The organism is Flavobacterium sp. R1_16, assembly GCF_057652095.1.
The window spans coordinates 198,737-224,806 of record NZ_JBYFCG010000001.1; the positions used below are offsets into that span (position 1 = coordinate 198,737).

18 protein-coding genes are annotated in these 26,070 nt (G+C 34.6%); 11 read left to right on the plus strand and 7 right to left on the minus strand.

Features of this window, described 5'->3' with window-relative positions; all coding sequences use genetic code 11:
* Positions 1-4 precede the first annotated feature (4 nt).
* From AC23L6_RS00855 to AC23L6_RS00895, 9 genes are all read left to right on the plus strand, one after another.
* A complete protein-coding gene (locus AC23L6_RS00855) occupies positions 5-2,863 on the plus strand; it encodes a TonB-dependent receptor domain-containing protein (protein WP_487560401.1) in 2,859 nt (952 codons plus the stop codon).
* A 33-nt stretch (positions 2,864-2,896) separates the two neighbouring features.
* Entirely contained in the window at positions 2,897-4,420 is a 1,524-nt protein-coding gene (locus tag AC23L6_RS00860; RefSeq protein WP_487560402.1) for an SGNH/GDSL hydrolase family protein, read from the plus strand.
* A gap of 222 nt (positions 4,421-4,642) precedes the next feature.
* Positions 4,643-6,154 carry a F0F1 ATP synthase subunit beta gene (gene atpD / locus AC23L6_RS00865; protein ID WP_487560403.1) on the plus strand — a complete coding sequence of 504 codons (1,512 nt, stop codon included), beginning with the start codon at positions 4,643-4,645 and terminating at the stop codon, positions 6,152-6,154.
* A 72-nt stretch (positions 6,155-6,226) separates the two neighbouring features.
* Complete coding sequence (locus AC23L6_RS00870; RefSeq protein WP_487560404.1) at positions 6,227-6,508, plus strand: F0F1 ATP synthase subunit delta/epsilon; 282 nt, start codon at positions 6,227-6,229, stop codon at positions 6,506-6,508.
* Positions 6,509-6,602: 94 nt separating this feature from the next.
* Complete coding sequence (locus tag AC23L6_RS00875; RefSeq protein WP_487560405.1) at positions 6,603-7,757, plus strand: aminotransferase class I/II-fold pyridoxal phosphate-dependent enzyme; 1,155 nt, start codon at positions 6,603-6,605, stop codon at positions 7,755-7,757.
* Positions 7,758-7,785: 28 nt separating this feature from the next.
* Positions 7,786-8,187: a GxxExxY protein gene (locus AC23L6_RS00880; RefSeq protein ID WP_487560407.1), complete on the plus strand. Its 402-nt coding sequence runs from the start codon at positions 7,786-7,788 to the stop codon at positions 8,185-8,187.
* Between the two features lie 37 nt (positions 8,188-8,224).
* On the plus strand, positions 8,225-8,842 hold the full coding sequence (bioD, locus tag AC23L6_RS00885) for a dethiobiotin synthase (RefSeq protein ID WP_487560408.1): 618 nt from the start codon (positions 8,225-8,227) through the stop codon (positions 8,840-8,842).
* A 16-nt stretch (positions 8,843-8,858) separates the two neighbouring features.
* Positions 8,859-10,130 carry an adenosylmethionine--8-amino-7-oxononanoate transaminase gene (bioA, locus tag AC23L6_RS00890; protein WP_487560409.1) on the plus strand — a complete coding sequence of 424 codons (1,272 nt, stop codon included), beginning with the start codon at positions 8,859-8,861 and terminating at the stop codon, positions 10,128-10,130.
* Positions 10,131-10,170: 40 nt separating this feature from the next.
* Positions 10,171-11,343, plus strand: a complete 1,173-nt coding sequence (locus tag AC23L6_RS00895) for a beta-ketoacyl synthase N-terminal-like domain-containing protein (protein WP_487560410.1) — start codon at positions 10,171-10,173, stop codon at positions 11,341-11,343.
* On the opposite strand, the gene AC23L6_RS00900 is transcribed toward AC23L6_RS00895, so the two are convergent.
* Complete coding sequence (locus AC23L6_RS00900; protein ID WP_487560411.1) at positions 11,340-11,807, minus strand: regulatory protein RecX; 468 nt, start codon at positions 11,805-11,807, stop codon at positions 11,340-11,342. The genes AC23L6_RS00895 and AC23L6_RS00900 overlap by 4 nt on opposite strands.
* Before the next feature lie 537 nt (positions 11,808-12,344).
* On the opposite strand from AC23L6_RS00900, the gene AC23L6_RS00905 reads away from it, so the two are divergent.
* The gene (locus tag AC23L6_RS00905) at positions 12,345-18,359 is read left to right on the plus strand and encodes a YDG domain-containing protein (protein ID WP_487560412.1); all 6,015 of its coding nucleotides are present in this window, start codon (positions 12,345-12,347) and stop codon (positions 18,357-18,359) included.
* Positions 18,360-18,415: 56 nt separating this feature from the next.
* Here the strand turns inward: AC23L6_RS00905 and bioB are convergent, their stop codons facing one another.
* The 3 genes from bioB to AC23L6_RS00920 all read right to left on the minus strand — a co-directional run bounded on the left by bioB (position 18,416) and on the right by AC23L6_RS00920 (position 21,073).
* Positions 18,416-19,501, minus strand: coding sequence for a biotin synthase BioB (bioB, locus tag AC23L6_RS00910; RefSeq protein WP_487560413.1), 1,086 nt, complete (start codon positions 19,499-19,501; stop codon positions 18,416-18,418).
* Positions 19,502-19,599: 98 nt separating this feature from the next.
* Entirely contained in the window at positions 19,600-20,037 is a 438-nt protein-coding gene (locus AC23L6_RS00915) for a hypothetical protein (protein WP_487560414.1), read from the minus strand.
* Between the two features lie 106 nt (positions 20,038-20,143).
* Positions 20,144-21,073 (minus strand): bifunctional riboflavin kinase/FAD synthetase, encoded by a 930-nt coding sequence (locus AC23L6_RS00920; protein ID WP_487560878.1) that lies wholly within the window; start codon positions 21,071-21,073, stop codon positions 20,144-20,146.
* A 206-nt stretch (positions 21,074-21,279) separates the two neighbouring features.
* Between AC23L6_RS00920 and AC23L6_RS00925 the strand changes: the two genes are divergently transcribed.
* The gene (locus tag AC23L6_RS00925; protein ID WP_487560415.1) at positions 21,280-23,556 is read left to right on the plus strand and encodes a zinc-dependent metalloprotease; all 2,277 of its coding nucleotides are present in this window, start codon (positions 21,280-21,282) and stop codon (positions 23,554-23,556) included.
* 41 nt (positions 23,557-23,597) lie between these two features.
* On the opposite strand, the gene pth is transcribed toward AC23L6_RS00925, so the two are convergent.
* From pth to AC23L6_RS00940, 3 genes are all read right to left on the minus strand, one after another.
* Positions 23,598-24,272: an aminoacyl-tRNA hydrolase gene (gene pth / locus AC23L6_RS00930; protein WP_487560416.1), complete on the minus strand. Its 675-nt coding sequence runs from the start codon at positions 24,270-24,272 to the stop codon at positions 23,598-23,600.
* 91 nt (positions 24,273-24,363) lie between these two features.
* Positions 24,364-24,972 carry a 50S ribosomal protein L25/general stress protein Ctc gene (locus AC23L6_RS00935; protein WP_487560417.1) on the minus strand — a complete coding sequence of 203 codons (609 nt, stop codon included), beginning with the start codon at positions 24,970-24,972 and terminating at the stop codon, positions 24,364-24,366.
* Positions 24,973-25,013: 41 nt separating this feature from the next.
* Positions 25,014-25,955: a ribose-phosphate pyrophosphokinase gene (locus tag AC23L6_RS00940; protein WP_487560418.1), complete on the minus strand. Its 942-nt coding sequence runs from the start codon at positions 25,953-25,955 to the stop codon at positions 25,014-25,016.
* Positions 25,956-26,070: the final 115 nt, after the last annotated feature.

Below are 26,070 nucleotides of genomic sequence, written 5' to 3' on the forward strand. Positions count from 1 at the left end.
ACCAATGAAAATGTATTTATTTATTGTGTCATTGTTTTTGTGCAGTGTAACCTATGCTCAAACAACAATTTCAGGGGTTGTTAATGATGCAAAAAAACAACCCATTCCAGGAGCCAATGTTAAAATTCTTGGAGATTCAGCAGGAACAATTTCCGATTCCGATGGAAAATTCCAACTGACAACATCAAAAAAGCCTCCTTTTACCATAGAAGTAACAAGTGTAGGTTATGGCTCAAAAAATATAGAAATCAAAAACAGTATCCAAAGTGTTTCGGTTACGCTTGTTGACGAAGAGACTCAGCTAGATGAAATTGTGGTTTCAGCTTCAAGAACACCAGAGAGGATAAAAGAATCTCCAGTAACTATAGAACGAATGGGGATTAAGGAAATTAAAAAAACGGCTTCTCCTTCTTTTTATGATGGTTTAGAAAATTTAAAAGAGGTGCATATGAATACCAGTAGTATGTCCTTTAAATCAATTAATACAAGAGGTTTTGCTACAGTTGCCAACACGCGTTTCATGCAATTAGTAGACGGAATGGACAACTCATCTCCATTGTTAAACTTCGTTTTAGGAAATTTGATAGGTGTTTCCGAAATAGATGTCCAAAATGTAGAGCTATTGCCCGGGGCATCTTCTGCACTTTACGGAGCTAATGCTTTCAATGGTATTTTATTCATGAATAGCCAAAGTCCGTTTACTAATCAAGGAATTACTGCCTATGCTAAATATGGTCAAACGAGCCAAAAAGCGGCGGGGAATAATGAATATTATGATTATGGTGTAAGAGTTGCTCGTGCTTTTTCTAAGCATTTTGCAGCAAAAGCTAATTTTACTTTTATGAAAGGTACTGATTGGTACGCCACTGATTACAGAGACAAAGATTTAGTAAATAATGTGGGATTAGATAGGAATTATTATAATTATAATGGTATAAATGTATATGGAGATGAGGCTACGACAAACTTAAATGGAGTTGCTAAGGGATTATTGGATGCTGGTAAAATAACGCAATCACAGTATGTTGCATTCAATAATATTTTACCAAATTACAACGTAAGTAGAACGGGTTATAATGAAACGGACTTGACAGATAATAAAGTAAAAAATGCTAAAGTAGATTTTTCTCTCCACTTTAAGCCTTGGGCGAATGATACAGAGATTATTTGGCAAAGTAAATTTGGAACAGGAAACACCGTTTATCAAGGTGCCAATAGATACTATCTGAATAATTTTACTATGCAACAGCATAAATTAGAATTGAAAGGTAAAAATTTCTTTATTAGAGGATATACAACGACTGAAGACGGAGGTAGATCGTATGATATGACTTTTACTGCTTTAAATGTTAACAGACAATGGAAAGATGATAAAACATGGTTTGGGGAATATGCAGGAGCCTATGTTCAAGCTACCTTAGGAGGGGCCACTCCTAATCAAGCCCATGCTGCAGCAAGAAATGTTGCTGATACTGGCAGATTTTTACCAGGAACACCAGAATTTAAAGCCGCTTTCAATAAAGTAATAGCCGATCCAGATGTGCTTACTGGTTCTAGACTTCAAGATAACTCGAGAATATGGCATTCGGATGCAAACTATAATTTTAAAGATATAGTAAAATTTGCTGAAATTCAAGTTGGAGGTTCTTATCGTTTGTATGAATTAAATTCTGGAGGAAGAATTTACACAGATGCTAATAGTCAAATTAACTATACAGACTATGGTGTTTACACTCAAGTTCAGAAAAAATTGATGGAAGATCGATTAAAATTGACAGGATCTGTTCGATATGATAAATCTAAAAATTTTGACGGTAATTTTTCACCAAGAGTTTCGGCGGTGTATTCAGCAGGTGCTGAAAAGAATCATAATTTTAGAGCCTCTTTTCAAACAGGCTTCAGAAATCCAACCACTCAAGACCAATATATTGGTTTTAATATTGGGAATGCCGTATTGCTAGGTTCAGCGCCAGACAACTTAGATAGATATTCTGAAATATTACCAGTATCTACTGCAACAGGACAATTTTTTGCAGGAGGTACAACCGCAGTAATGAACGGGCAAAAAGCTTATTTTAATTCCTATACAGCGTCTTCAGCTCAAGAATTTGGGGCATTTGCAGCAGCAAACCCAACAAATCTTCCAGGTGCTGCGGCTTTATTAAGAAAAACAAATGTAGGTTATGTTAAACCAGAAACGGTTAAAGCATTTGATTTAGGCTACAGAGGTCAATTAAAAGGGTTTTCATATGACATTAATGGATACTATAATATTTACAATGATTTCCTTGGTAATATTAACGTTGTTGCGCCATTATATGGAACGGCTAGTGAGACTTTTGACTTTACCCAACCAACAAGTGCTCCAGTTCAAACACTACACGCTTTAGCCAACAGTAATTTTAGAGCATTTCAATTGTATACAAATACAGATATAGAAATTAAATCATTAGGTTTTGGATTTGGAGTTTCTAGAAAAGTATATAAAGATTTTGAATTTGGTGCTAACTATAATTACGCACAATTTGATTTTGATCAATCAAAAGACCCTAGCTTTGAGGCTGGTTTCAATACTCCGAAACATAGAGTTAAGGCGTCAATAAGTAATGACAAATTATTTAAGAATTTCGGGTTTAACATCAGTGCAAGATGGAATAGCGAATATTTATGGGAATCAACCTTTGTTGATGGTATGATTGATGAGGCAACCGTATTAGACGCACAGGTAAATTATGGTATTCCAAAATTAAAATCAACTCTTAAAATAGGGGCAGCAAATCTTGGAGGAAAAGAATATCAACAAGTGCTTGGTGCTGGTGCTATTGGACAACAGTATTTTGTTTCTTGGACGATTAATCCATAATTCATTTTAGTAAAACATATAATCTTTAACAATATGATAAAAAATTTCAAATGGCTATTATTGGTTGCAGCAACCTTTATAGCTTGTAACAATGATGATGAAGTCACAAAAGATCCTAACTCAACAGATGGGACTCCGTTAACTTCTGGAACTGCCGATTTTTCAAAATATGTAGCTTTAGGAGATTCATTTGCGGCAGGATATAGCGACGGTGCTTTGTTTGCAGAAGGACAAAAGGGCGCTTATCCTAATATTTTAGCTAGTCAATTTTCATTAGTAGGAGGAGGAGAATTTACAACTCCATACATGAGTGATAATATAGGAGGTTTCAATCTAGGAGGTGTACAAATTGCAGGATACGGCCCAAGATTATATTATAATGGAGTGGCACCAACAAGTGTTTCTGGTGTTTCGGGAACAGATATTTCTACTAAATTATCAGGACAATTTACAAACATGGGTATTCCTGGGGCTAAAGTAATACATTTAGCATTTCCAGGTTATGGAAGCTCGGCAGGTAATCCTTATTTCGCAAGATTTGCATCAGCTCCAACAGCAACAGTTCTTGGAGACGCTTTAGTGCAAAACCCCACTTTCTTTTCTTTATGGATTGGTGGAAATGATGAGTTAGGATATGCAACTGCAGGCGGTGATTCAAGTGTAAATCCACTAACTCCACCTGCAACCTTCGATGCTGCTTATAAAGGTATCATTTCACAATTAACGGAAGGTGGAAGAAAAGGAGTAATAGCAAACTTACCGTATGTAACTACTTTACCTTATTTTTATGTAATAAAATACAACCAGTTGACACAAGCTAACCTAACAATAGGTGGGACTAATTTAGTAGGTACACTCAACGCTCAACTATACGGGCCACTTCATAATGCATTGGCTTTTTTAGGTCAAGGTGATAGAATAAATGTGTTGTCTGCAACTGATAATAATCCAATGTTAATGGTAGATGAAAATCTTGCCGATTTATCAACATCTTTAACAGCAGTCTTGGTTGGTGGAGGATTAGATGTGCCTACAGCAACTGCACTGGGTCAAATTTTTGGTAGAGCTAGACAAACAAAACCAACTGACTTGATTTGCTTATCAGCTTCTTCAAGAATCGGAAAAGCTCCAAGTTTAGAATTGGATGGAGTTGTTTCTCCTTCTCCAACATTAGCTCAATTGGGAATTACTTTCCCATTGCCTGACAGATATGTTCTATTACCAAGTGAAGTTTCAGAAATTCAAACAGCTACTGATGCTTACAATGCTACTATTGAAAGTATTGCCAATTCTAGTGAATATAATATTGCATTTGTAGATGCCAAAGCGATTATGACTAAATTAGGGTCAGCGACAGGTATTGTAAGAAATAATTTCACCTTAACTTCAGCGTATGTATATGGAGGGGCTTTTTCTCTTGACGGAATTCATCCAAGCCCAAGAGGTTATGCGCTTATTGCTAATGAATTTTTGAACGCTATCAATGAAAAATTTGGTTCAAATTTCAAGGGAGTGAACTTGGGTAATTATCGAATTCAATTCCCACCAAACTTATAAGACGTAGTATTAATTCATTCAAAACCATCCATTTGTTGGATGGTTTTTTGTTTTTAATCCATTCATAATTAAATCTTTAAAAAAACTGTTTTTTTTATTTGAATTGTATTGATTTTATATTTTAAAAAATTATCTTTGCACTCTGAAAAAAGCATCTGCTAAATACGATTCAGTAAGATGTGTTTTATAAACCTAAATAGCTATTTAATAAATACATAAGTAATGTCAAAAGTAATAGGAAAAGTTGCGCAAATCATTGGTCCAGTAGTTGACGTTGAATTCAACGGCGTTGATGTTGAACTTCCAAAAATTTATGATTCGTTAGAAATCACTAAAAAAGACGGTACTTTATTAGTACTTGAAGTACAATCTCATATAGGTGAAAACATCGTTCGTACTATCTCGATGGATTCAACTGACGGTTTGAGTAGAGGTTATGAAGTAGTTGGAACTGGAAATCCAATCCAAATGCCAATCGGACCTGATGTATACGGTCGATTATTTAATGTAATTGGAGATGCAATAGACGGTTTAGGTGAATTGCCAAAAACAGGAGAGAATGGTTTGTCTATTCACAGACCTGCTCCAAAATTTGAGGACTTATCGACTTCATCAGAAGTTTTATTTACAGGAATTAAAGTTATCGATTTGATTGAGCCGTATGCAAAAGGAGGTAAAATTGGATTGTTCGGTGGTGCTGGAGTAGGTAAAACAGTATTGATTCAAGAGTTGATTAACAATATTGCAAAAGGTCACGGTGGACTTTCAGTATTTGCTGGAGTTGGAGAAAGAACACGTGAAGGGAATGACTTGCTTCGTGAGATGTTAGAGTCAGGAATTATAAAATATGGTGAGGAATTCATGCACTCCATGGAAGAAGGAGGATGGGATTTGTCAAAAGTGGATAAACTTGGATTGAGAGATTCAAAAGCGACCTTTGTTTTCGGACAAATGAATGAGCCACCAGGAGCTCGTGCTCGAGTAGCGTTATCAGGTCTTTCTATTGCAGAATACTTCCGTGATGGAGCAGGTTCTGACCAAGGTAAAGATGTATTGTTCTTTGTTGATAACATCTTCCGTTTTACACAAGCAGGTTCTGAGGTATCAGCACTTTTAGGACGTATGCCATCTGCAGTAGGATACCAACCAACATTGGCAACAGAGATGGGTGCGATGCAAGAGCGTATTACTTCTACAAATAAAGGTTCTATCACCTCTGTACAAGCGGTATATGTGCCTGCGGATGACTTAACTGACCCTGCACCAGCTACGACTTTCGCCCACTTAGATGCAACAACAGTATTATCTCGTAAAATTGCTGAGTTAGGTATTTATCCAGCGGTGGATCCTTTGGATTCAACTTCTAGAATTTTGACTCCTCATATTTTAGGTGATGATCACTATAATTGTGCTCAAAGAGTAAAAGAAATTCTTCAAAAATACAAGCAATTACAAGATATCATTGCTATTCTTGGTATGGAAGAGTTATCAGAAGATGATAAGTTAGCTGTTTCAAGAGCTCGTCGTGTTCAACGTTTCTTGTCTCAACCTTTCCACGTAGCGGAACAGTTTACAGGTATTCCGGGAGTTTTGGTTGATATTAAAGATACCATTAAAGGATTTAACATGATTATCGATGGTGAATTAGACCACTTGCCAGAAGCTGCTTTCAACCTTAAAGGAACTATAGAAGACGCTATCGAGGCTGGAGAAAAAATGTTAGCAGAAGCATAAATCGGTTGGCAGTTTACAGTTGGCAGTTCTCAGACTTCTAACTTCTAACTTCCGACTTCTAACTTAAAAAATATGATTTTAGAAATAGTATCACCAGAAGCTAAATTATTTTCAGGAGAAGTTACTTCGGTTTCTTTGCCAGGGGTAAGTGGGAGTTTCCAAATATTAAATTCTCACGCTCCAATAGTTTCTACTCTAAAAGAAGGTTCAGTAAAGATTACGGCTCCAAGTTTTAAATTAGAAAAAGAAATTGAAAATAAATTTACCAAAATTAATGATCAAAATTATACACTTGACATTAACTCAGGAACTATTGAAATGAAAGATAATAAGGTAATTGTTTTAGTTGACTAACTAATTTCAAATACACAATACTAACGCTTGACATTTGTCAAGCGTTTTTTATTAAAAGGAATTTTTATAAATTAGATATTTAAAAAATTATTTGATGAAGTTTCCAAAGAATCTTATCGAAAAACTTGAAAAGCGAAGGCAGCAAAATGCTCTAAGGGAATTAGCTGTTAGCAACAGTTTAGTCGATTTTTCATCCAATGATTATATCGGTTTTGCCAAAAACGAAATAATTTTTCACGAAACACATCAATTTCTTTTAGATAACAACATCAAAACAAACGGAGCTACTGGCTCACGATTACTCTCTGGGAATCATCTTTTATATCAAGAAACAGAGAATTATATCTCTCAATTTCACCAAAGTGAATCGGCTTTAATTTTCAATTCAGGTTATGACGCGAATATAGGTTTCTTTAGTTCGGTTCCTCAACGTAATGATATTATTCTGTATGATGAGTTATGCCATGCTTCAATTCGTGATGGAATCCAAATTAGTAATGCAAAGTCTTACAGGTTTCGTCATAATGACTTTGAGGATTTAGAAAAAGGTATTCATAAATTTAAAACGAAAGACTCGGAAGTTTATATAGTTACCGAAAGTGTTTTTTCAATGGATGGAGATACTCCAAACATGGAAGAATTGGTTCGGCTTTCTGAACAGACGAATTGTTACTTGGTTATCGATGAGGCACATGCTCTTGGTGTTTTTGGTGAAAGAGGAGAGGGTTTAATTCAAAGTTTAGGTTTACAAGATAAGGTCTTTGCACGAATAATGACTTATGGAAAAGGTTTGGGTTGTCATGGCGCAGCCGTTTTAGGAAGTCAGGAGTTGAAAAGCTATTTGGTTAATTTTTCGCGTAGTTTTATATATACAACAGGACTTTCACCTCATGCTGTCGCAACAATTTTAGTTGCTTATCGTCATTTGGATAAAGAGAATAGTGTACTACAAGAATTGAAAAAGAACATTCAGATTTTTAATCAGGAGAAAAATAGATTAGGATTAAAATCATTATTTGTCTATAGTAAATCGGCCATACAATGTGCTATAATTCCTAGAAATGAAACGGTGAAGAATGTTGCTTTACAAATTCAAAAGAAGGGATTTGATGTTAAGCCAATTCTTTCTCCAACGGTTCCTGAAGGTCAGGAGCGATTGCGTTTTTGTTTGCATAGTTACAATTCAGAAAAAGAAATCTCGGAAGTTTTACGTTTGTTGAGTACTTTTGTTTTGTGCCCACAGATTTAACTGATTGTACGGATTAAAACGGATTTATATGAGTAGTTTATTGCACAAACAAATTACAGATGATATTCTAAAAGTGTTTTACGACATATATAATGAGTTGGGCTATGGATTTTTAGAAAAAGTATATCAAAATGCAATGTATTTTGAATTAAAGAATAAAGGATATAAAGTTGAAGCTCAAACACCAATAAAGGTCTATTTTAAAGGACAATTGATAGGCGAGTATTATTCGGATTTATTAATTGAAAATAAAGTTATCATTGAATTAAAAGCTTGTGATTTACTTATGAATGTTCATGTTGCACAATTAATGAACTATCTAAAAGCAACCAAAATTGAATTAGGATTATTATTAAACTTTGGTGAAGAGCCAGAATTTAAACGTATAATTTATACAAACGATAGAAAAAAGAACCTTAAAAATCAGTGATTATCTGTTAAATCAGTATTATCCGTAGGCTAATTTTATGAAACTATTTATAACAGGAATAGGAACGGATGTAGGCAAAACTGTTGCTTCAGCTATTGTAGTTCAAGCTTTAGAGGCGGATTATTGGAAACCCATTCAGTCGGGTGATTTGCATTATTCTGATACCGATAAGGTTAAGGCTCTTGTGTCAAACAGCAAATCTCAATTTCATTCTAATGCTTATGCATTGAATACGCCTGCTAGTCCACATCATGCAGCTGCATTAGATGGAATTGTTTTGGATGTAAAAAAAATAAAAGAACCTTCCACAACCAATCATTTAGTTATAGAGGGCGCTGGAGGAATTTTAGTTCCGCTTAATGATACCGATTCCATAATAGATTTGATACAAAATGACTATAAGGTAATTGTTATTTCTAGGCATTATTTGGGAAGTATCAACCACACCTTATTAACTTTTGAAGCATTGAAAAATAAAAAGATTGAGGTTGCAGGAATCATTTTTTCAGGAGATGAAAATCATGCTACAGAATCGATTATTTTAAAGAGAACAAAGGTGAAATGCATTGGTAGAATAGAAAATGAGCCTTATTTTGATGGAAATGTTATTCAAGATTACGCTGATTTATTCAGAGAAAACCTTTTAAGTTTATAATTCAAATCGCTATTAAATGACCCTTTCAGAAAAAGACGCTTTATACAATTGGCATCCTTACACCCAACATCAAACTACAGGACTATTTCCAGCGATTGTAAAAGGGAAAGATGCATTGCTTTGGGACGAAAATGGTAAAGAATATATCGATGCAATAGCTTCTTGGTGGGTCAATCCCTATGGGCATTCGAATGAGGTAATAGCCAATGCTATTTACCAGCAATTAACGACATTGGAACATGTTCTGTTTGGCGGTTTTACAAATAAACCAGCAGTTTTGTTAGCGGAGAAGTTGATGGAAATTTTGCCATCTAATCAAAAGAAAATCTTCTATTCTGATAATGGTTCAACAGCAGTTGAAGTGGCAATCAAATCGGCATTACAATTTTATTATAACAGAAATGAAAAACGCACGAAAATAATTGCCTTCGAGGATGCTTTTCATGGAGATACCTTTGGTGCGATGGCCTCCAGCGGAATTACTTTTTTTACGGAAGCCTTTCAGGGTTCGTTGTTAGAGGTTGTTAGAATTCCAGTTCCAATCGAGGGAAAAGAATCAGAGAGTATATTGGTTCTAGAACAACTGGTTGCTACCAATGAATTTGCGGCCTTTATTTTCGAACCGCTTTGTCAAGGCGCTGCAGGAATGATTATGTATGCTCCAGAAAGTCTAGATAGATTGATTGCTATATGCAAAGAAAATAAGGTATTTACCATTGCAGATGAGGTGATGACAGGGTTTGGTAAAACAGGTAAAACTTTTGCTTGCAATTATTTAAAAGAACAACCCGATATGATGTGTCTTTCAAAAGCATTAACTGGCGGGACTATCCCAATGGCATTAACTACTTTTACTCAGGAAATTTTCGATGGTTTTTTAGATACTGATGTCAATAAAGCTTTATTTCACGGACATACATTTACTGCAAATCCGACAGGTTGTGCTGCTGCTTTGGCAAGTTTAGAGTTGCTTCAAACTAATATAATGCAAGAAAATCTTAAAAGAATAAATGCTCTACACCTGATTTTTCAAAAAAAGATAGCACAACATCCTAAAGTAAAAACAATTCGGGTACTAGGTGTTATTTTTGCATTAGAAATTGAAACAGAAACAAAAGCTTCATACTACGGAGAATTACGAAACAAATTATATGATTTTTTCATAGAAAGCGGTATTATTCTCAGGCCTGTTGGCAATATCATATATATTTTGCCTCCTTATATCATTACAAATGAACAACTTGAAAAAGTCTATGAAGTTGTTGAAAAAGCATTAGAAATAGTATAAATTTGAAGAAGATTTATTTATTCATTTTAAAAACAAAATTTTGCCTAAAACGGTTTCAATAGTATCCATTGCCTCTCTTTCTCCTCTAGGAAATACAAAAGAATCCGTTTGGGAAAAGTATCTTACCAACCAACATTGTTTTGTTACAAAAGAATTCAACAAACAAAAAGAGTTTGTAGCAATTTTAAACTCAGATTGTCAGAAAGAAATTGAAGATTTAAAACAGTTTGATCATAAATATAAGTCTTTAGATTTGTCAGTTTTGTATGCGCTTGCGGCTTCTCGTAGGGCAGTAGCTCAATCAGGCTGGGATAAAAATGCTGTTTTTGGGGTAAATTTAGGTTCTTCTCGGGGAGCAACAGAATTGTTCGAAAAATACCATCAGGAGTTTTTAGCAACGGGTAAGGCTCAAACTCTTGCCTCGCCAACAACAACTTTAGGAAATATTTCTTCATGGGTAGCCCATGATTTGCAATCTCAAGGTCCTGAAATTTCACATTCTATAACCTGTTCTACCGCATTACATGCGATGCTAAATGGAGTGGCTTGGCTTCGTTCAGGAATGGCAACTAAATTTTTGGTGGGAGGAAGTGAAGCTCCATTGACCGATTTTACTATTGCTCAAATGAAAGCACTTAAAATTTATGCTTCTACAAATGAAGATGGTCACAATCAATGGCCTTGTAAGGCATTTGATTTAGAGAAAGAGGTCAATTCACTTATTCTAGGAGAAGGAGCTGCTGTTTGCTGTTTGGAGACAGGAAAATCTAATAGTGCGTTGGCTTTTATTGAAGGGGTAGGATACGCGACGGAAATTTTAGAACATAATATCTCTATTTCAACTGAGGCTATTTGTTTTCAAAAATCTATGAAAATGGCACTAAAAGACATTGAACCTTCAGATGTAGATGTCATTGTTATGCATGCACCAGGAACTAAGGCAGGAGATCTAACAGAATATAAAGCCATCCAAAAAGTATTTGGAAACCATTTGCCTATGCTAACTACAAACAAATGGATGATTGGTCACACTTTTGGAGCTTCAGGGATGTTGAATGTTGAAATGGCAATACTGATGATGCAACACCAACAATTTATTGGAGTTCCTTTTGCATCGATACAACAGTCTAACAGGAAATCAATTAAGAAGGTCTTAATAAACGCAGTAGGATTTGGAGGTAATGCTGTTAGTATACTTTTAAGCAAAGATTAGATTTCTAGTTCTTTTACTTTTTCATAAACTAATTGGCTTTCAAATCCTTTACGAAGTAGATAGTCGCAGAATTTTTTTCTTTTTTTTAATTTGTTTTTCTCCGTAATGTTAACCCAAGTTGTTTCTGAAAGTGAATGGAAAGTAGTTGTATATTCTTCATCATCAATTTCCTTTAAGGCTGTGTTGATATTGTATTGAGATATAGTTCTAGATTTTAGCTCATTTACAATTCGAATTTTACCCCATTTTTTAATTCTAAATTTACCTCTGGCAAAACAGCAAGCAAAGCGTTCTTCGTTCAAGAAATTGTTTTCTATGAGATGTACAATCACTTCATCAATTTCATCTGAATTTAATGCCATACCTCTCAACTTTTGTAGTACATCATCATGGCAACGTTCTTGATAAACACAATAGTGTTCTAATTTTTTCTTAACATCTGAAATAGAAGAATTTGCAAACACTGTATTGGTTATATTTTGTTTGTTAGATTGTTACAAAAATATTGAAAAAAGTTAAGAGGCTTTCATTTCAAAGTAAAAAGTAAGAGGTTTCCTAGTTTGTGAATTTATTTTTCAAAAAAAATCTTTTCTTATTTTTTTTTGACATAGTTAGGATTAATTAATAATTGCGTTAGTGTTAAAAATGTAACAATTTTATTAAAATCGGTTACAAAGTGTTGTTTTTTCTTGGTTTTCGAGTAATTGGTATTTTGATTATTTCTTTAAGATTTCTTATAAAATATTTAAAAATGAAATAAGATTAACTTGTTTTGTTAATTTAAATTTTAAAAACGAGAGTGATTTTAACACATTTGTTAATAATTTAATAAAACAAAATAGCTGAAATTAAGTAAATTAAGTATAATTTTGTTAGTCCCAAATGTGCTGATATTCTTCACCTTGTTTTGTGCGTACAAAAGTGAGGGTATTTACTATGTATGGTTGTTATATATAAAATAAGAAAACAACTATTTGTTGTGTAAAATAGCATATCATAAAATGAAAATAAAATTACTTTTATTAACACTATTTTTTTCTATATCGAGTCGGGGGCAGGTTACAATTGTATCTGATGGATTAAATAATAGCACATCCCTTTTTACCTTAACAGGCGGAACTTACTACACTGGAAATTCTGCAGCAGGAGATAGACCTGCTTCATCTCCTTTTGCGATTGAGGGAACGCATGGATACGGGATAACAAGTGGTACTTCAACTTTGACTTCAAGTTCTTTTTCAACATGTGGACATAGTTCAGTTACTATGTCTCTAAGGTTAACTGCCTTTTCAATTGGTTCAACAACTAATGGTTTGGATTCTGGAGATATAGTCACAATTGAAGTTAGTCCTGATGACGGAGCAAATTGGTATAGTACACTGAGAATATTGGGAAACTCTAATGCTTATTGGGCATATTCTACTGGAACTGGAGTTGCGTCTACCGCCTATGATGGAAATGTAACACCAGTCGATATTCAGCCAGCTGGAGGGGGAAGTAGAACTACAGATGGGTATTCAACTGTAAATATTACTGGTTTACCTTCAGTATCACTTTTGAAAATTAGAATCACAATATCTGATGACTCAAATGAGAGATGGGTTGTTGATGATTTTAAAGTGCAAGGTGTTGTTACGCCAATTATATTATCTCCAACAATAACTAGTAGTTCTGCTTCACAATCTTCAGTTTATGGAACTGCGATAACAAATTATCAAATTACAGCAACAAATTGTCCAACCAGTTATGCGGCCTCAGGATTGCCTGCGGGTTTAACTATCAATACTACAACCGGATTAATTTCTGGCACTCCGACAGTAGTGGGTACATATACTACAACCATAACTGCAACTAATGGAATAGGAACAAGTACATCTATATCCAAAGATTTTGTAATAACTCCAAAGCCTCTCACCATAACGGGATTGACATCTGCAAATAAGGTTTATGATGGAACCACAACTGCAACATTAGGTGGCACAGCGACTTTGTCTGGAGGACTTGTTGGCTCAGATGTTGTTACTATTTCAGGAAGCCCAACTGCGAATTACTCACAATCTAATGTTGGAACTTCACTTGTAATTACAGTTACTGGATATTCTCTTTCTGGAGCAGATGCAGCAAAATATACAGTAACACAGCCCACAGTAACAAATAGAAGTATCACAGTAAAACCATTAACAATAACAGGATTAACAGCTGCTAATAAGGTTTATGATGGTACTACAGCTGCAACATTAACGGGGACAGCAACTTTATCTGGTATTGTTGGGTCTGACGTTGTGAACATTTCGGGAACACCGAGTGCGAGTTTTTCAACAGCGACTGTCGGGGCAGGCAAAGTTGTTACAGTTACTGGCTATACGATCACTGGTGCACAAGCTTCAAATTATTCTGTTTCACAACCAACAGGTCTCACGGCAAATATTACCCAAGCCCCGCAAACCATAACATTTGCATCTTTACCTGACCAAATGTTAAGCGGAACTACATTTACATTGTCAGCAACATCATCAGCAGGATTGACAATAACTTATACAAGTTCTAATACAGCAGTAGCAACAATTTCTGGAAATGTTGTAACTATGTTAAGCATAGGGTCAACAACAATTACAGCATCTCAGGTGGGAAATACTAATTATGCTGCAGCAATTTCAGTAAATCAAAATCAAAATATAATTACCGGAGTTCCAGAAATCAATGTTGAGGGAAACACAGGGACTTTTCCAGATATTACAAGCGGAGATATAACTCCTTCTGCATTAGACAATACTTTATTTGCTGCACAGGTGGTTGGAGCTACTCAAAACAAAGGATTTAGAATTCAAAATATTGGAGGAGACACTTTAAATGTAACATCTATATCTTTATCAGGTACAAATCCCGGAGATTTTAATATTGTTGCTACTACTCCTTTTGGTATTGCACCTCCAAATGGAATGGTTCTTTTTTCAATAGATTTTACCCCAGTAGGTATTGGCGTTAGAACAGCAATAGTAACAATAACAAATAATGATAGTGATGAAGGTTCATATACTTTTATGATTCAAGGAACTGGCAATTGTCCTACAACATCAAACACCGTTTCTCCCTCTTCGGGAACAGTTGGAACTACAGTAACAATTACCTCAACAAATAGCACTTTGAATAATTTATCAGGAGCATCAGCTACTTTTAATGGTGTTACGGCCTCAATTGTTTCAACATCAGCTGCTCAAATGGTTGTTACTATTCCATCAGGCGCTACCACAGGAAATCTGGTTACTACAAATGCTCTTGGATGTACCGCTACAATTGCCTACACAGTATTAACATATGATTTATGTGCTTATGCAACAAATTTAACTATTGGAGCTCCAGCAACTACATACAATATGACTGGCTCAACAACTACTGCTCCTTTTACAAAAAAAGATGTTTGGTTTAGTTTTACTCCATCATGCTCAGGGACTCATAATATAAACGTTTCGAGTTTCTCAGGAGATATGGATATAGAGCTATATTCAGGTTCTTGTCCTGCTTCCACATCTTATTTAGATAATTCCAATGGAAATACTTCAACAGAAACAATAACAAGTTCCTTAACAGCGGGCACTATATATTATTTGAGAGTTTTAGCTTGGAATGTTGCGGCAGAGACTTCATCTTTTACAGCACAGGTTACAACTGATGGTGTCCTCAACATTAACAATACGGGAAGTCCTATAACTGGAAATATTACTGTAAATACTAACAACGTTGTAATTATGGGGTTTACAACTACCCCCAACTGTGTTACTAACTACAATTTGAATTCAGTTACAATAACAAAAGCAGGAACTGCGACATCTAGTGATATTTCAAATATTCGAATAATTTATGATGCAAATGCCAATGGAATTATAGATGGCGGTGAAACATCCGTTTCAGGAGCTGGTATTGCTCTTGCTCCTAGTATGGTGTTTACATTGACTGGACAAACAGGACTATTAACAACTAGAAACTATTTGATGGTTGCTGACATTTCTGCAGGTGCTGTAAATGGTAATACTATCAAAGGGAGTATATCATTTAGTAGTGATTTAAACACAACAATTTTGCCATTAGGATTGCCAACAGGTAATGCTATTGGAAATACTTTAACAATAGTTCCTCCACCTTGTACTGCTGCAGTTTTATCAAGTATTTCTCCTACATCAGGACCTGTTGGAACTGAAGTTACGATAACGGCAAGTACAGGCAATCTATCTGGAGCGGCCGTAAAATTTAATGGAATATCTGCAACGGTCATTTCGAGTAGCGCTAGCAAAATTGTTGCAATCGTTCCAGTTGGAGCTACCACTGGTAATATAACCGTAATAGATACTACTCCATGCAACGCCTATATTCCCTTTACCATAATTACAGAAGATAGAGCAACATGTCAAGGAGGGAGTTCTGATTTATTTATTAGCGAATTGACGGATTCTAATACAGGTTCGTTATCTTATGTAGAGCTATACAATGGTACTAGTGCTACAATAAATTTATCAGCATATTCTATCAGAACTGCAAATAATGGACTTTCTAGCTTTTCTAATACTGTTAATTTAAACAATGTTGATTTAGCCCCTGGCGGAATTTACGTAGTGGGTTTAGGGGTTGGAGCTGCGAGTGCATGTAGTGTTCCTGGAGGAGATGGGTCATATGCCAATCAAACTAGTGGAGCAGGATCGATTAATATGGAATCTACAAAGAACGACTTTATAGGTCTATATAAAAGCGGGTCCTTAATTGATAGCTGGGGTGTTTATGGTGATGCAAATTGGGCGGCATCATTAATAGCAACTTTAGGAACTGACGGTTCAAATTTTAAAAGAAAAACTAGTGTTACTGTACCAAAATCAACATATAGTAATGCTGATTGGGATATTTCTGATTACGCAGGATCTTCTTGTTTAAATAACAATTATAGCGATATAGGTAAATTTATATTCCCCGGAGGAACTCCTCCCACGGTAACTACACCCATTGTAGCAAATCCCACATGCAAGTCTGCAACAATATCAGTTACAGGAAGTGAAGGTTTTCCTGGCGGAAACTCATTAGCTTATCAATGGTATTACTCAAATTCTGGAGATACCAATTGGACTCCCTTATCAAATTCTGGAGTCTTTTCGGGAGCTACATCTCCAATTTTATCTATTTCAAATGTATCTAGTGTCATTAATTATCAATATTATTGTCAAGTTAGAGAAATTTTAGCTACGTGCTTTATTGCTTCTAAAGCAACTAAAATATCAGGAGCAATAACATGGAATGGAACCGATTGGAGAGATTCTAATAATGTTGTAACTACACCATCAATCGGTAAGTTAGCAATAATTAATGCTAACTATGACACATCTATTAATGGAAGTTTTGACGCGTGTAGTTTGGTAGTCAATAATGGATTTACTGCTACTATTGCCCCAACTAATTATATTAATATTCAGTATGATTTAACATTAAATGGAAATTTAACTGTAAAAAGTGGTGGAAGTTTAGTTCAAATAGATGATTTTGGAGTCAATTCAGGCACAGGGAATTTTGTAATGGAGCGCACGGCTACTGTAGCAAGAACAACGGATTATGTGTATTGGTCATCTCCTATTTCTAATTTTCAGGTTGGAAATGTAAATCCAAGTTCTTGGTTACGATACAAATGGATACCAACAATTCCTAGAGCCTATGCAAGTAATTTTGGAGGATGGTTAGCTACTCCAGCAAACGAAGTTATGGAAAAAGGGAAAGGATATATTATTCGAGGACCTTATACAAACCCTACAGCTACATTTACAAATGCAGCGCCAAATAATTTACCAAATAACGGCATTATTCCTGTTGGTGTTGAAAGAAGTACATATGATGGTGCCAGTTACACTTATCTCTCAGGTTCAACTACATTAACGGTGGTTAAAGACGACGATAATTATAATTTATTAGGCAATCCATACCCTTCAGCAGTTGATGTACAAAAATTTTTAGCGCTAAATACAAATCTTGCAGGTCATATTCGATTGTGGACCCACGGAACCCCTATTCAAAGTTCTCTTTTCAATGGACAATCTTTTTATAATTCGTTTGGTTACACTTATTCCGTAACAGATTACCTATATGTAAATTACACAGGAATTTCATCAGGACCTGGGGATTATGCGATTGCCTCTGGACAAGGTTTTTTTGTAACCATGAATCATAGTTCAGCATCAACATCTGAAAATGTAATCTTCAATAATTCAATGAGAAGAGATGCAACTCTTGGGACAATATTCAACAATAGTGTATTTTACAGAAAATCAAATTTGAATGAAAAAAACAGAATTTGGCTGGATATTTTAGATGATAAAAATGCGTCAGTAAGAACTTTAGTGGGTTATGTTCAAGGAGCTACCCTAGACAAAGACAGAATGTTTGATGCCAAAGTAACCGTTGATTCAAATATGAATATTTACTCGTTAATTCAAAATGAGTCACAAATCATACAAGCAAGAGCTTTACCATTTGATAAAGACGATCGTGTTCCGTTAGGTGTAAGTATTCCATTAAAAGCAGGAAATACAACTTCGACTTTAGGCACATATAAAATAGCGATTGCATATGTTGATGGACTGTTTGAAAATAAGAATCAGGATATATATATCGAAGATAAAGTACTCGATGTTATACATGATTTAAGAAAAGATCCGTATACATTTGAAAGCGTTGCAGGAAGATTTGACAATCGATTTGTTTTACGTTATACTAATAAAAATAGATCCCTTGGAACTACTCATTTTAAAGACGCAAGTAATAGTGTTGTTGTAGCTGTAAATAAAGGAGAAGTTAAAATTATTTCTACTATTGAAGCGATTAAGAAAGTTGAGGTATATGATGTTTTAGGTAGAGGAATATATACGAAAAGTAATATCAATGCGATGGAACTATCTATCAAAGATTTGATTTTAAATAGGCAGGCTTTAGTCGTAAAAATCCTCTTAGAAAATGGACAAGAAATTACTAAGAAGATAATCCTCTAATAAAATAAAAAAAACCCGTAATGATCAAATTACGGGTTTTTTGTTTTTCAAAATAACTATTTTTCTTTTATAGAAGCTTCTAAGTTTCTTTCGATTGTATGTCCCGGTCTGGACCATTTTGGTTTTTCTCCTAACGGTGAAAATTTAGAATCTTCAGCTTCCACAGTTGTGGGTTGCATTAATTTGATAAAAGGTTTTTGAGGTTCTAATCCTAACAATTCAAACATCTTCATATCTTCGTTTACATCAGGATTAGGGGTAGTCAACAACTTGTCACCAGCAAATATTGAATTTGCTCCGGCAAAGAAGCACATGGCTTGTCCTTCACGACTCATATTCATTCTTCCTGCCGAGAGGCGCACTTGTGTTTCTGGCATAACAATTCGAGTGGTCGCTACCATACGAATCATTTCCCAAATTTCAACAGGTTGTTCTTCTTCAAGAGGAGTGCCTTCTACTGCTACTAAAGCATTAATAGGTACCGATTCTGGTTGAGGATTCAAAGTAGAAAGAGCGACTAACATACCTGCTCGGTCTTCAATAGATTCACCCATTCCAATAATTCCACCGCTACATACGGTTACATTGGTTTTGCGAACATTTTCTATGGTTTGAATTCGGTCTTCAAATCCTCTAGTAGAGATAATTTCTTTATAATATTCCTCTGAGGTATCTAAATTATGATTGTAGGCATATAAACCCGCCTCGGCTAAACGCTGAGCTTGATTTTCAGTAATCATACCTAGTGTACAACATACTTCCATGTCCAGTTTATTGATGGTTCTAACCATTTCTAATACTTGGTCAAATTCAGGACCATCTTTTACATTTCTCCATGCTGCACCCATACAAACTCTAGAAGAGCCACTAGATTTTGCTCTTAATGCTTGTGCTTTAACTTGACTTACAGACATCAAATCATTGCCTTCAATATTAGTATGATACCTTGCAGCTTGTGGACAATAGCCGCAATCTTCAGGACATCCACCTGTTTTTATCGATAGTAATGTAGAAACTTGAACTACATTTGGATTATGATGTTCTCTATGAATAGTAGCTGCTTCGTAAAGCAAATCCATTAAGGGTTTGTTGTAAATAGAAATAATTTCTTCTTTGGTCCAATTGTGCTTTGTAATACTCATGTAGACATTTTTATAATGCTTCAAAAGTAGTCAAATAGTTGTGAATTAACAATGTTTGAATGCCTAAAAAAGAGACAATTTAATTTTTTGGATAAGACTTAATCACTACTATGACGATTGTTCCAATACAGCATCAAAAGTAGAACAACAATTACTGATGAGGCAATGCCTTCAAAAAATAAACTAATACAATAACTGTTAATTGAGGGATTGCCCCCAAACAAAAATGATTCTGATAAAGATTGAATATACGAATCTCCTCCTTTTACATAGCTAAAAATGAGTAATCCTAGCACACTAAGGACAATACCAATCACTGAAGTAAACATAGCAGAAGTGGCGTCAGCAACAAAGTTTTTTTCGCCTTCAGCTAAATTCATTTTTATGGTTTTATTTACGCCATAAAATACGAATAGAATATTAAAAAGTCTTAAATATGGCAAACTCGCCAGACCTAATAAATTCATTGCTAAAAAATACAAACTAATTCCTAAAAAGATAAGAAATCCATTGGTTAATTCTTTTGGTAGTTTCATAATGCTTTTTTTAAGTTGAATAGAAATAACTGATAAGCAATACTATAGCTTACCGAAGTTACAAAAAATAACTCAAAGCGGTACAAATAAATGAAAGTTTTTAGAATTAAATTGTATCTAGATACGAAATTGCCGTTGCCACATCTTTTTCTAGTTGCTGTTTGAGTAAACTAACGGATTCGAATTTTTTTTCTTCGCGTATGTAATCTAAAATGGAGACCTTAATTTTTTCTCCGTAAAGATTAGACTCATGATTCAAATAGTAAACTTCAATGGAAAGATTTTTGCCTTCTACCGTGGGGTTAGTGCCAATATTCATAATTCCAAATACTGTTTTGTCTTGAAAATCACTTTTTACAATATAAACTCCATTTTTTGGAATGAGTTTATAGTTTTCAGGAATTTTTAAATTGGCTGTAGGAAATCCTATAGTACGTCCTAGTTGTTTCCCTTTTTGAACAATCCCAGTAAAAAAATATTCGTATCCAAGGTATTTATTGGCCAGAACAATATTTCCATCTTCTATGGCTTTTCTAATCTTAGTAGAACTTACAGACACTTCTTGGACTTCTTGTGCTGATATTTGTTGTACTTCAAAATCATATTTTTCTCCATAAAAAATTAAATCATTAATATCTGCCGTACGATTTCTACCGAAACGGTGATCGTGACCAATCACTATTTTTTTAATATTAAGTTTGTCAACAAGAATGTCTTTCACAAATTCTTCAGCACTCAGTCTCGAAAATGTTTTGTCAAATGGATGAATAATTAAATTGTCTAGGCCTAATTTTTCCAATAATTCTGCACGTTCATCAATAGTGTTTAAAAGTTGTATTTCTGATTTTTCTTGTAAAACCATTCTAGGATGTGGAAAAAAAGTAAGAATTAGACTTTCACAACATTCTTTCTTGGCATTGTCAATAAGCTGTTCAATTATTTTTTGATGACCTATATGAACACCATCAAAAGTGCCAATTGTAATAATGTTTTTATTACTACTGCGAAATGAATCTATGGACTGAAAAATCTTCAAAATCATAATTTATGAAAGCGCAAATTTAGGTGAACAATTCGATATTTAATAATTTGGGATACAGTTTAATTTTAGTAAAAGTAAAAGATAAGAATAATTGCAGTAATCGTCAATAAAGTTTAAAATTATTGTTAAATATGTAAAACTGTTCTTCTGAAGCTGAAAAATAATCTTATTTTTACAAGCTATTATTTTAAAATTTTTAAATGAAAAAGTCACTACTATTATTCACAATTGTGCTTTTTTTTGCACAAACGAATGCTCAAGAAAAAGCCATATGGAATAAGGTTTCGCAGGAAAGAGCCCATAAATTAGAAAGGATAAAAAAAACAGTTTATTCAGAGAAGCAACAATTTTACACATTAGATGTAGAGGTTTTAAAAAAGAAATTAAGTGCCATAAAGACTCAGCGTTCTGGATTGTCTGGTGTGATTGTTGAATTTCCTACAATTGATGGAGGATTGGAGGCCTATCAAGTATGGGAGAATTCTAATTTTGCACCTGAATTGCAACAAAAGTATCCCAATATTAGAGCTTATGTGGGTAGAAGTACTTCTAATAAGGCAACGACTGTCAACTTTAGTTTGTCTCCAAGAGGAATTCAAACAATGGTGTTAAAAGCCGATAATAGTTCAGAATTTATAGAGTCTGCATCAAAAGAGGGAGATTTATATGTTCTTTTTGATTCTAAAACAAGAATTCCAGGAAAATTACCTTTCGTTTGTAAAACTATTGATAAAAATTTAGATCAAGATGTTTTAAAAAGAACACAACTAACTAATAGGGCGAATAATCGGTCATATAAAACATTGCGACTAGCACTGTCTTGTACAGGTGAATATGGAGCCTACTTTGGAGGTAAAGAAGAGGCTTTAGCTGCAATGAACGCTACGATGACTAGAGTTAACGGAGTGTATGAAAGGGATTTAGCAGTTCACCTTAATTTAATTTCAAATAATGATTTAGTAATATACACAAATGCAAATACAGATCCTTATTCTAATGCTACGACAGGTTCTGATGGGGCATGGAATTCAGAATTGCAAAATAATCTAACAAATGTTTTAGGCAACGAAGTTTACGATATAGGTCATCTTTTTGGAGCATCAGGAGGTGGTGGAAATGCAGGCTGTATAGGATGTGTATGTGACGACGACGACGGAATCAATTCTGAGACAAAAGGTAGCGGTTTTACTTCTCCATCAGATGATGTGCCTGAGGGAGATTCGTTTGATATAGACTATGTAGCTCATGAAATGGGACACCAGTTGGGAGCTAATCATACATTTTCTTACGAGAATGAAAGTACTGGGGTTCAAGTGGAGCCTGGTAGCGGAACAACAATTATGGGTTATGCGGGTGTAGCAGATCCCGTTAGCCTCAATATTCAAGACAATTCTGATCCTTATTTTACCTACAGAAGTATTTTGCAAATTCAAAACAACTTAGCAACTAAAACATGTCCTGTAAGCACACCAATAACGAATTCACCTCCAGTTGTAAATGCTGGATTGGATTTTAGTGTGCCAGCAGGAACAGCTTATATTCTCAAAGGATCAGCTTCTGATGTTGATGGAGACACTCTAACATATTGTTGGGAGCAAAATAATTCTGCTACAGGTTCTCAATCGGGGTCTAGTAGTATAGCATCGGCAACAAAGCCATCAGGACCTGTTTTTAGGTCATTTTCGCCAACAAATTCTCCTGATAGATATTTGCCTGAATTCTCGAAGGTTTTATCAGGTAGGTTAACATCTACATGGGAATCAATTTCAACGGTTTCAAGAACGCTAAAATTTACTTTAACGGTTAGAGATAATAATCCAAAAGGTTCACAAACAGGGACTGATGAAGTGAATATAACTTCTAGGGCACCATACAATGCTTCTACTGCTCCAACAGGCGCAGGACCATTTAAGGTTACTTCTCAAAGCACAGCTGGAATTACATGGAATAAAGGGACATCACAAACCATTACATGGGATGTAAATAATGTTACTTCATTACCAGGGTCTGCAAATGTGAACATTAAATTGTCGATTGATGGAGGGAATAGTTTTCCTTATGTCTTAGCTTCAAATGTTCTTAATGATGGGAGCGAAGTAATTACCGTTCCTTCAATTCCCACAGCAGCAAATAACTGTAGAATATTAATTGAGCCAACAGGGAATGTGTATTATGCTGTTAATTCAAAAGGATTTGCTATTTCTACTTTATCCAATAAAGATTTTAATTTTACTAATTTTAGTTTGTATCCAAATCCTAATAAAGGAAGTTTTACAGTACAATTTGATTCTTCGTCTACAAATACCATCGAAATAACGATTCATGATTTGAGAGGAAGATCGGTTTTTGAAAAGAAATATTCTAATACTGGAATGTTCCGTGAAAATATACAATTAGATGCTGTGCAAAACGGGATTTATTTAGCAACCATCAAAGGCGGGGAGAATAAAGTTGTCAAGAAAATTATAGTAGAATAATTAGACTTAGAAAATGAAAAAGGAGGCAATTGCCTCCTTTTTCATTTTCCGTTAAATGTTGTCATTGTATTTTCTAAACCAGATGTTCCAAAAGATTTTATAATTTCTGAGGCTAACTCTAATCGCTCAGGTAGTTTTGATTCTTCCATCTCATTCCATTCGCCAAGAACATAATCTATTTGCTTGCCTTTTTTAAATTCATCACTAATTCCAAAACGAAATCGGCTGTAGTTTTGAGTATTTAAGATGAGATTGATATTTTTTAATCCATTGTGACCACCATCACTTCCTTTAGGCTTAATTCGTAATGTGCCAAAAGGGATGTTAAGGTCATCTGTTATAACTAACAAATTTTCCAAAGGAATTTTCTCTTTGTCCATCCAATATTGAACGGCTTTACCACTCAAATTCATGTAGGTATTTGGCTTTAAAAGAAAAAAAGTTCGTCCTTTAAATTTAAATTGGGCAAGACTTCCTAATTTGACTGTTTCAAAAGAGATAGCTTCTTTTTTTGCAAAAAAATCTAAAATTTTAAATCCAATATTATGTCTTGTATTTACATATTCGGCACCTATATTGCCTAAACCAACGATTAGAAATTTATTACTCACGCTTTTTATATTGTTGTTTTTGGGTTCGTGAACCTCCGGTTTCACACAATCAGGATTGTATTGGGCTTTTTTTGGAGAAAAATGTTTAATTAGCCAATATATCATGAGGCAAAAATAATACAAAAATCAGAAATGGGAACAAATGAAAAAGCATCCATTTGAAAATGGATGCTTTTGGATATTCGGATTTGAAAAATTATTTTTTCTTTCCTTTTGCTGGTGCTTTTGCAGCTTTTGCAGCTTCTTGAGCAGCTTTCATAGCAGCACGTGAAATCTTCACTTGGCATACCACAGTGTTGTCTGGGTGCATTAACTTGAAATTGTTTGTTTCAATTTTAGTAACATACAATTTGTTTCCCATTTGAAGTTCAGAAATGTTTGCCTCTACATAATCAGGAAGATTTTTAGGCAAAGCTTTCACTTTTAATCTTCTTTGATTTAGTCGTAAATCACCTCCTAATAAAACTCCAGGAGAAGTTCCAACAATCTTTACAGGAACTTCCATCATGATTTCTTTGTTTTCATTTAATTGAAAGAAATCAATGTGTAAAATTCTGTCACTAACAGGGTGCACTTGAATGTCTTGTAAGATAGCATTGTAAGAGTTTTTACCCAATTCGATCACAACTGTGTGAGCGTTTGGAGTGTAAACCAAGTTTTTGAATGCAATTTCTTCTGCTGAGAAATGTACTGCTTGATTTCCTCCGTATAACACGCAAGGAACCAATCCAGCATCACGTAAGGCTTTAGTCGCAACTTTACCTACGCTTTCTCTTTCTGATCCTTTAATCGTAATCGATTTCATTGTAAAAATATATAGTTAATAAATAAAAATACTTTTTTAAATTACATCAGGAATTTACTGCTGATGGAATTGTTGTGTTGTACCATGTACATTACTTCTGCAAAAAGGGGCGCACAACTCACCACTTTTATTTTTTTTGAGGCTGCCTTTAACGGAATCGAGTCGGTAACAATTAATTCGCTCAATTTCGAATTTTCTATTTTTTCGTATGCATCACCTGATAAAATAGGATGAGTACATATGGCACGAACACTAAGTGCTCCTTTTTCTATCATTAAATCAGCAGCTTTTGCTAATGTTCCTCCTGTGTCTATCATGTCGTCGACCAAAACTACATTTCTGCCTTTTACTTCACCAATTAACTCCATTGAGCTTACTTTATTGGCTACTTTTCTTTGTTTGTAACAGATTACAACATCCGAATCTAAGAATTTAGAATAGGCATAAGCTCTTTTGGAACCACCCATATCTGGGGATGCAATAGTCAAATTTTCTAAGTTCAAATTTTTTACATAAGGCAAGAATATTGTCGAAGCAAAAAGATGATCTACTGGTTTTTCAAAGAATCCTTGGATTTGGTCAGCGTGTAAATCCATTGTCATTACACGAGTAGCACCTGCAGCTTGTAACAAATTAGCAACTAATTTTGCTCCAATTGGAACCCTTGGTTTGTCTTTTCTGTCCTGTCTTGCCCAGCCAAAATAAGGAATTACTGCTGTTACATGTCTTGCCGATGCTCTTTTTGCAGCATCAATCATGAGTAATAATTCCATTAGATTATCTGCTGTTGGAAATGTAGAACAAACAATAAAAACTCGTAATCCTCTTATCGATTCTTCATAAGAAGGTTGAAATTCGCCATCACTATATTTTGAGAACGTAACTTTACCTAGCGGAACACCATAAATTTTGGCTATTTGTTCAGCTAAATATACACTTTGGGAACACGCAAATATTTTTGCTTCTGGTTCTTGATGTGACATTGTACTGTGTTGTTTTGTAGTTAGTTAGTGTGTGTTGTTTTTACGAGGTGCAAATTTAGGAATAAAATCGAACTCTGAAAGGAAAATTTAGAGTATTTTTTTAGAGATTGTAATA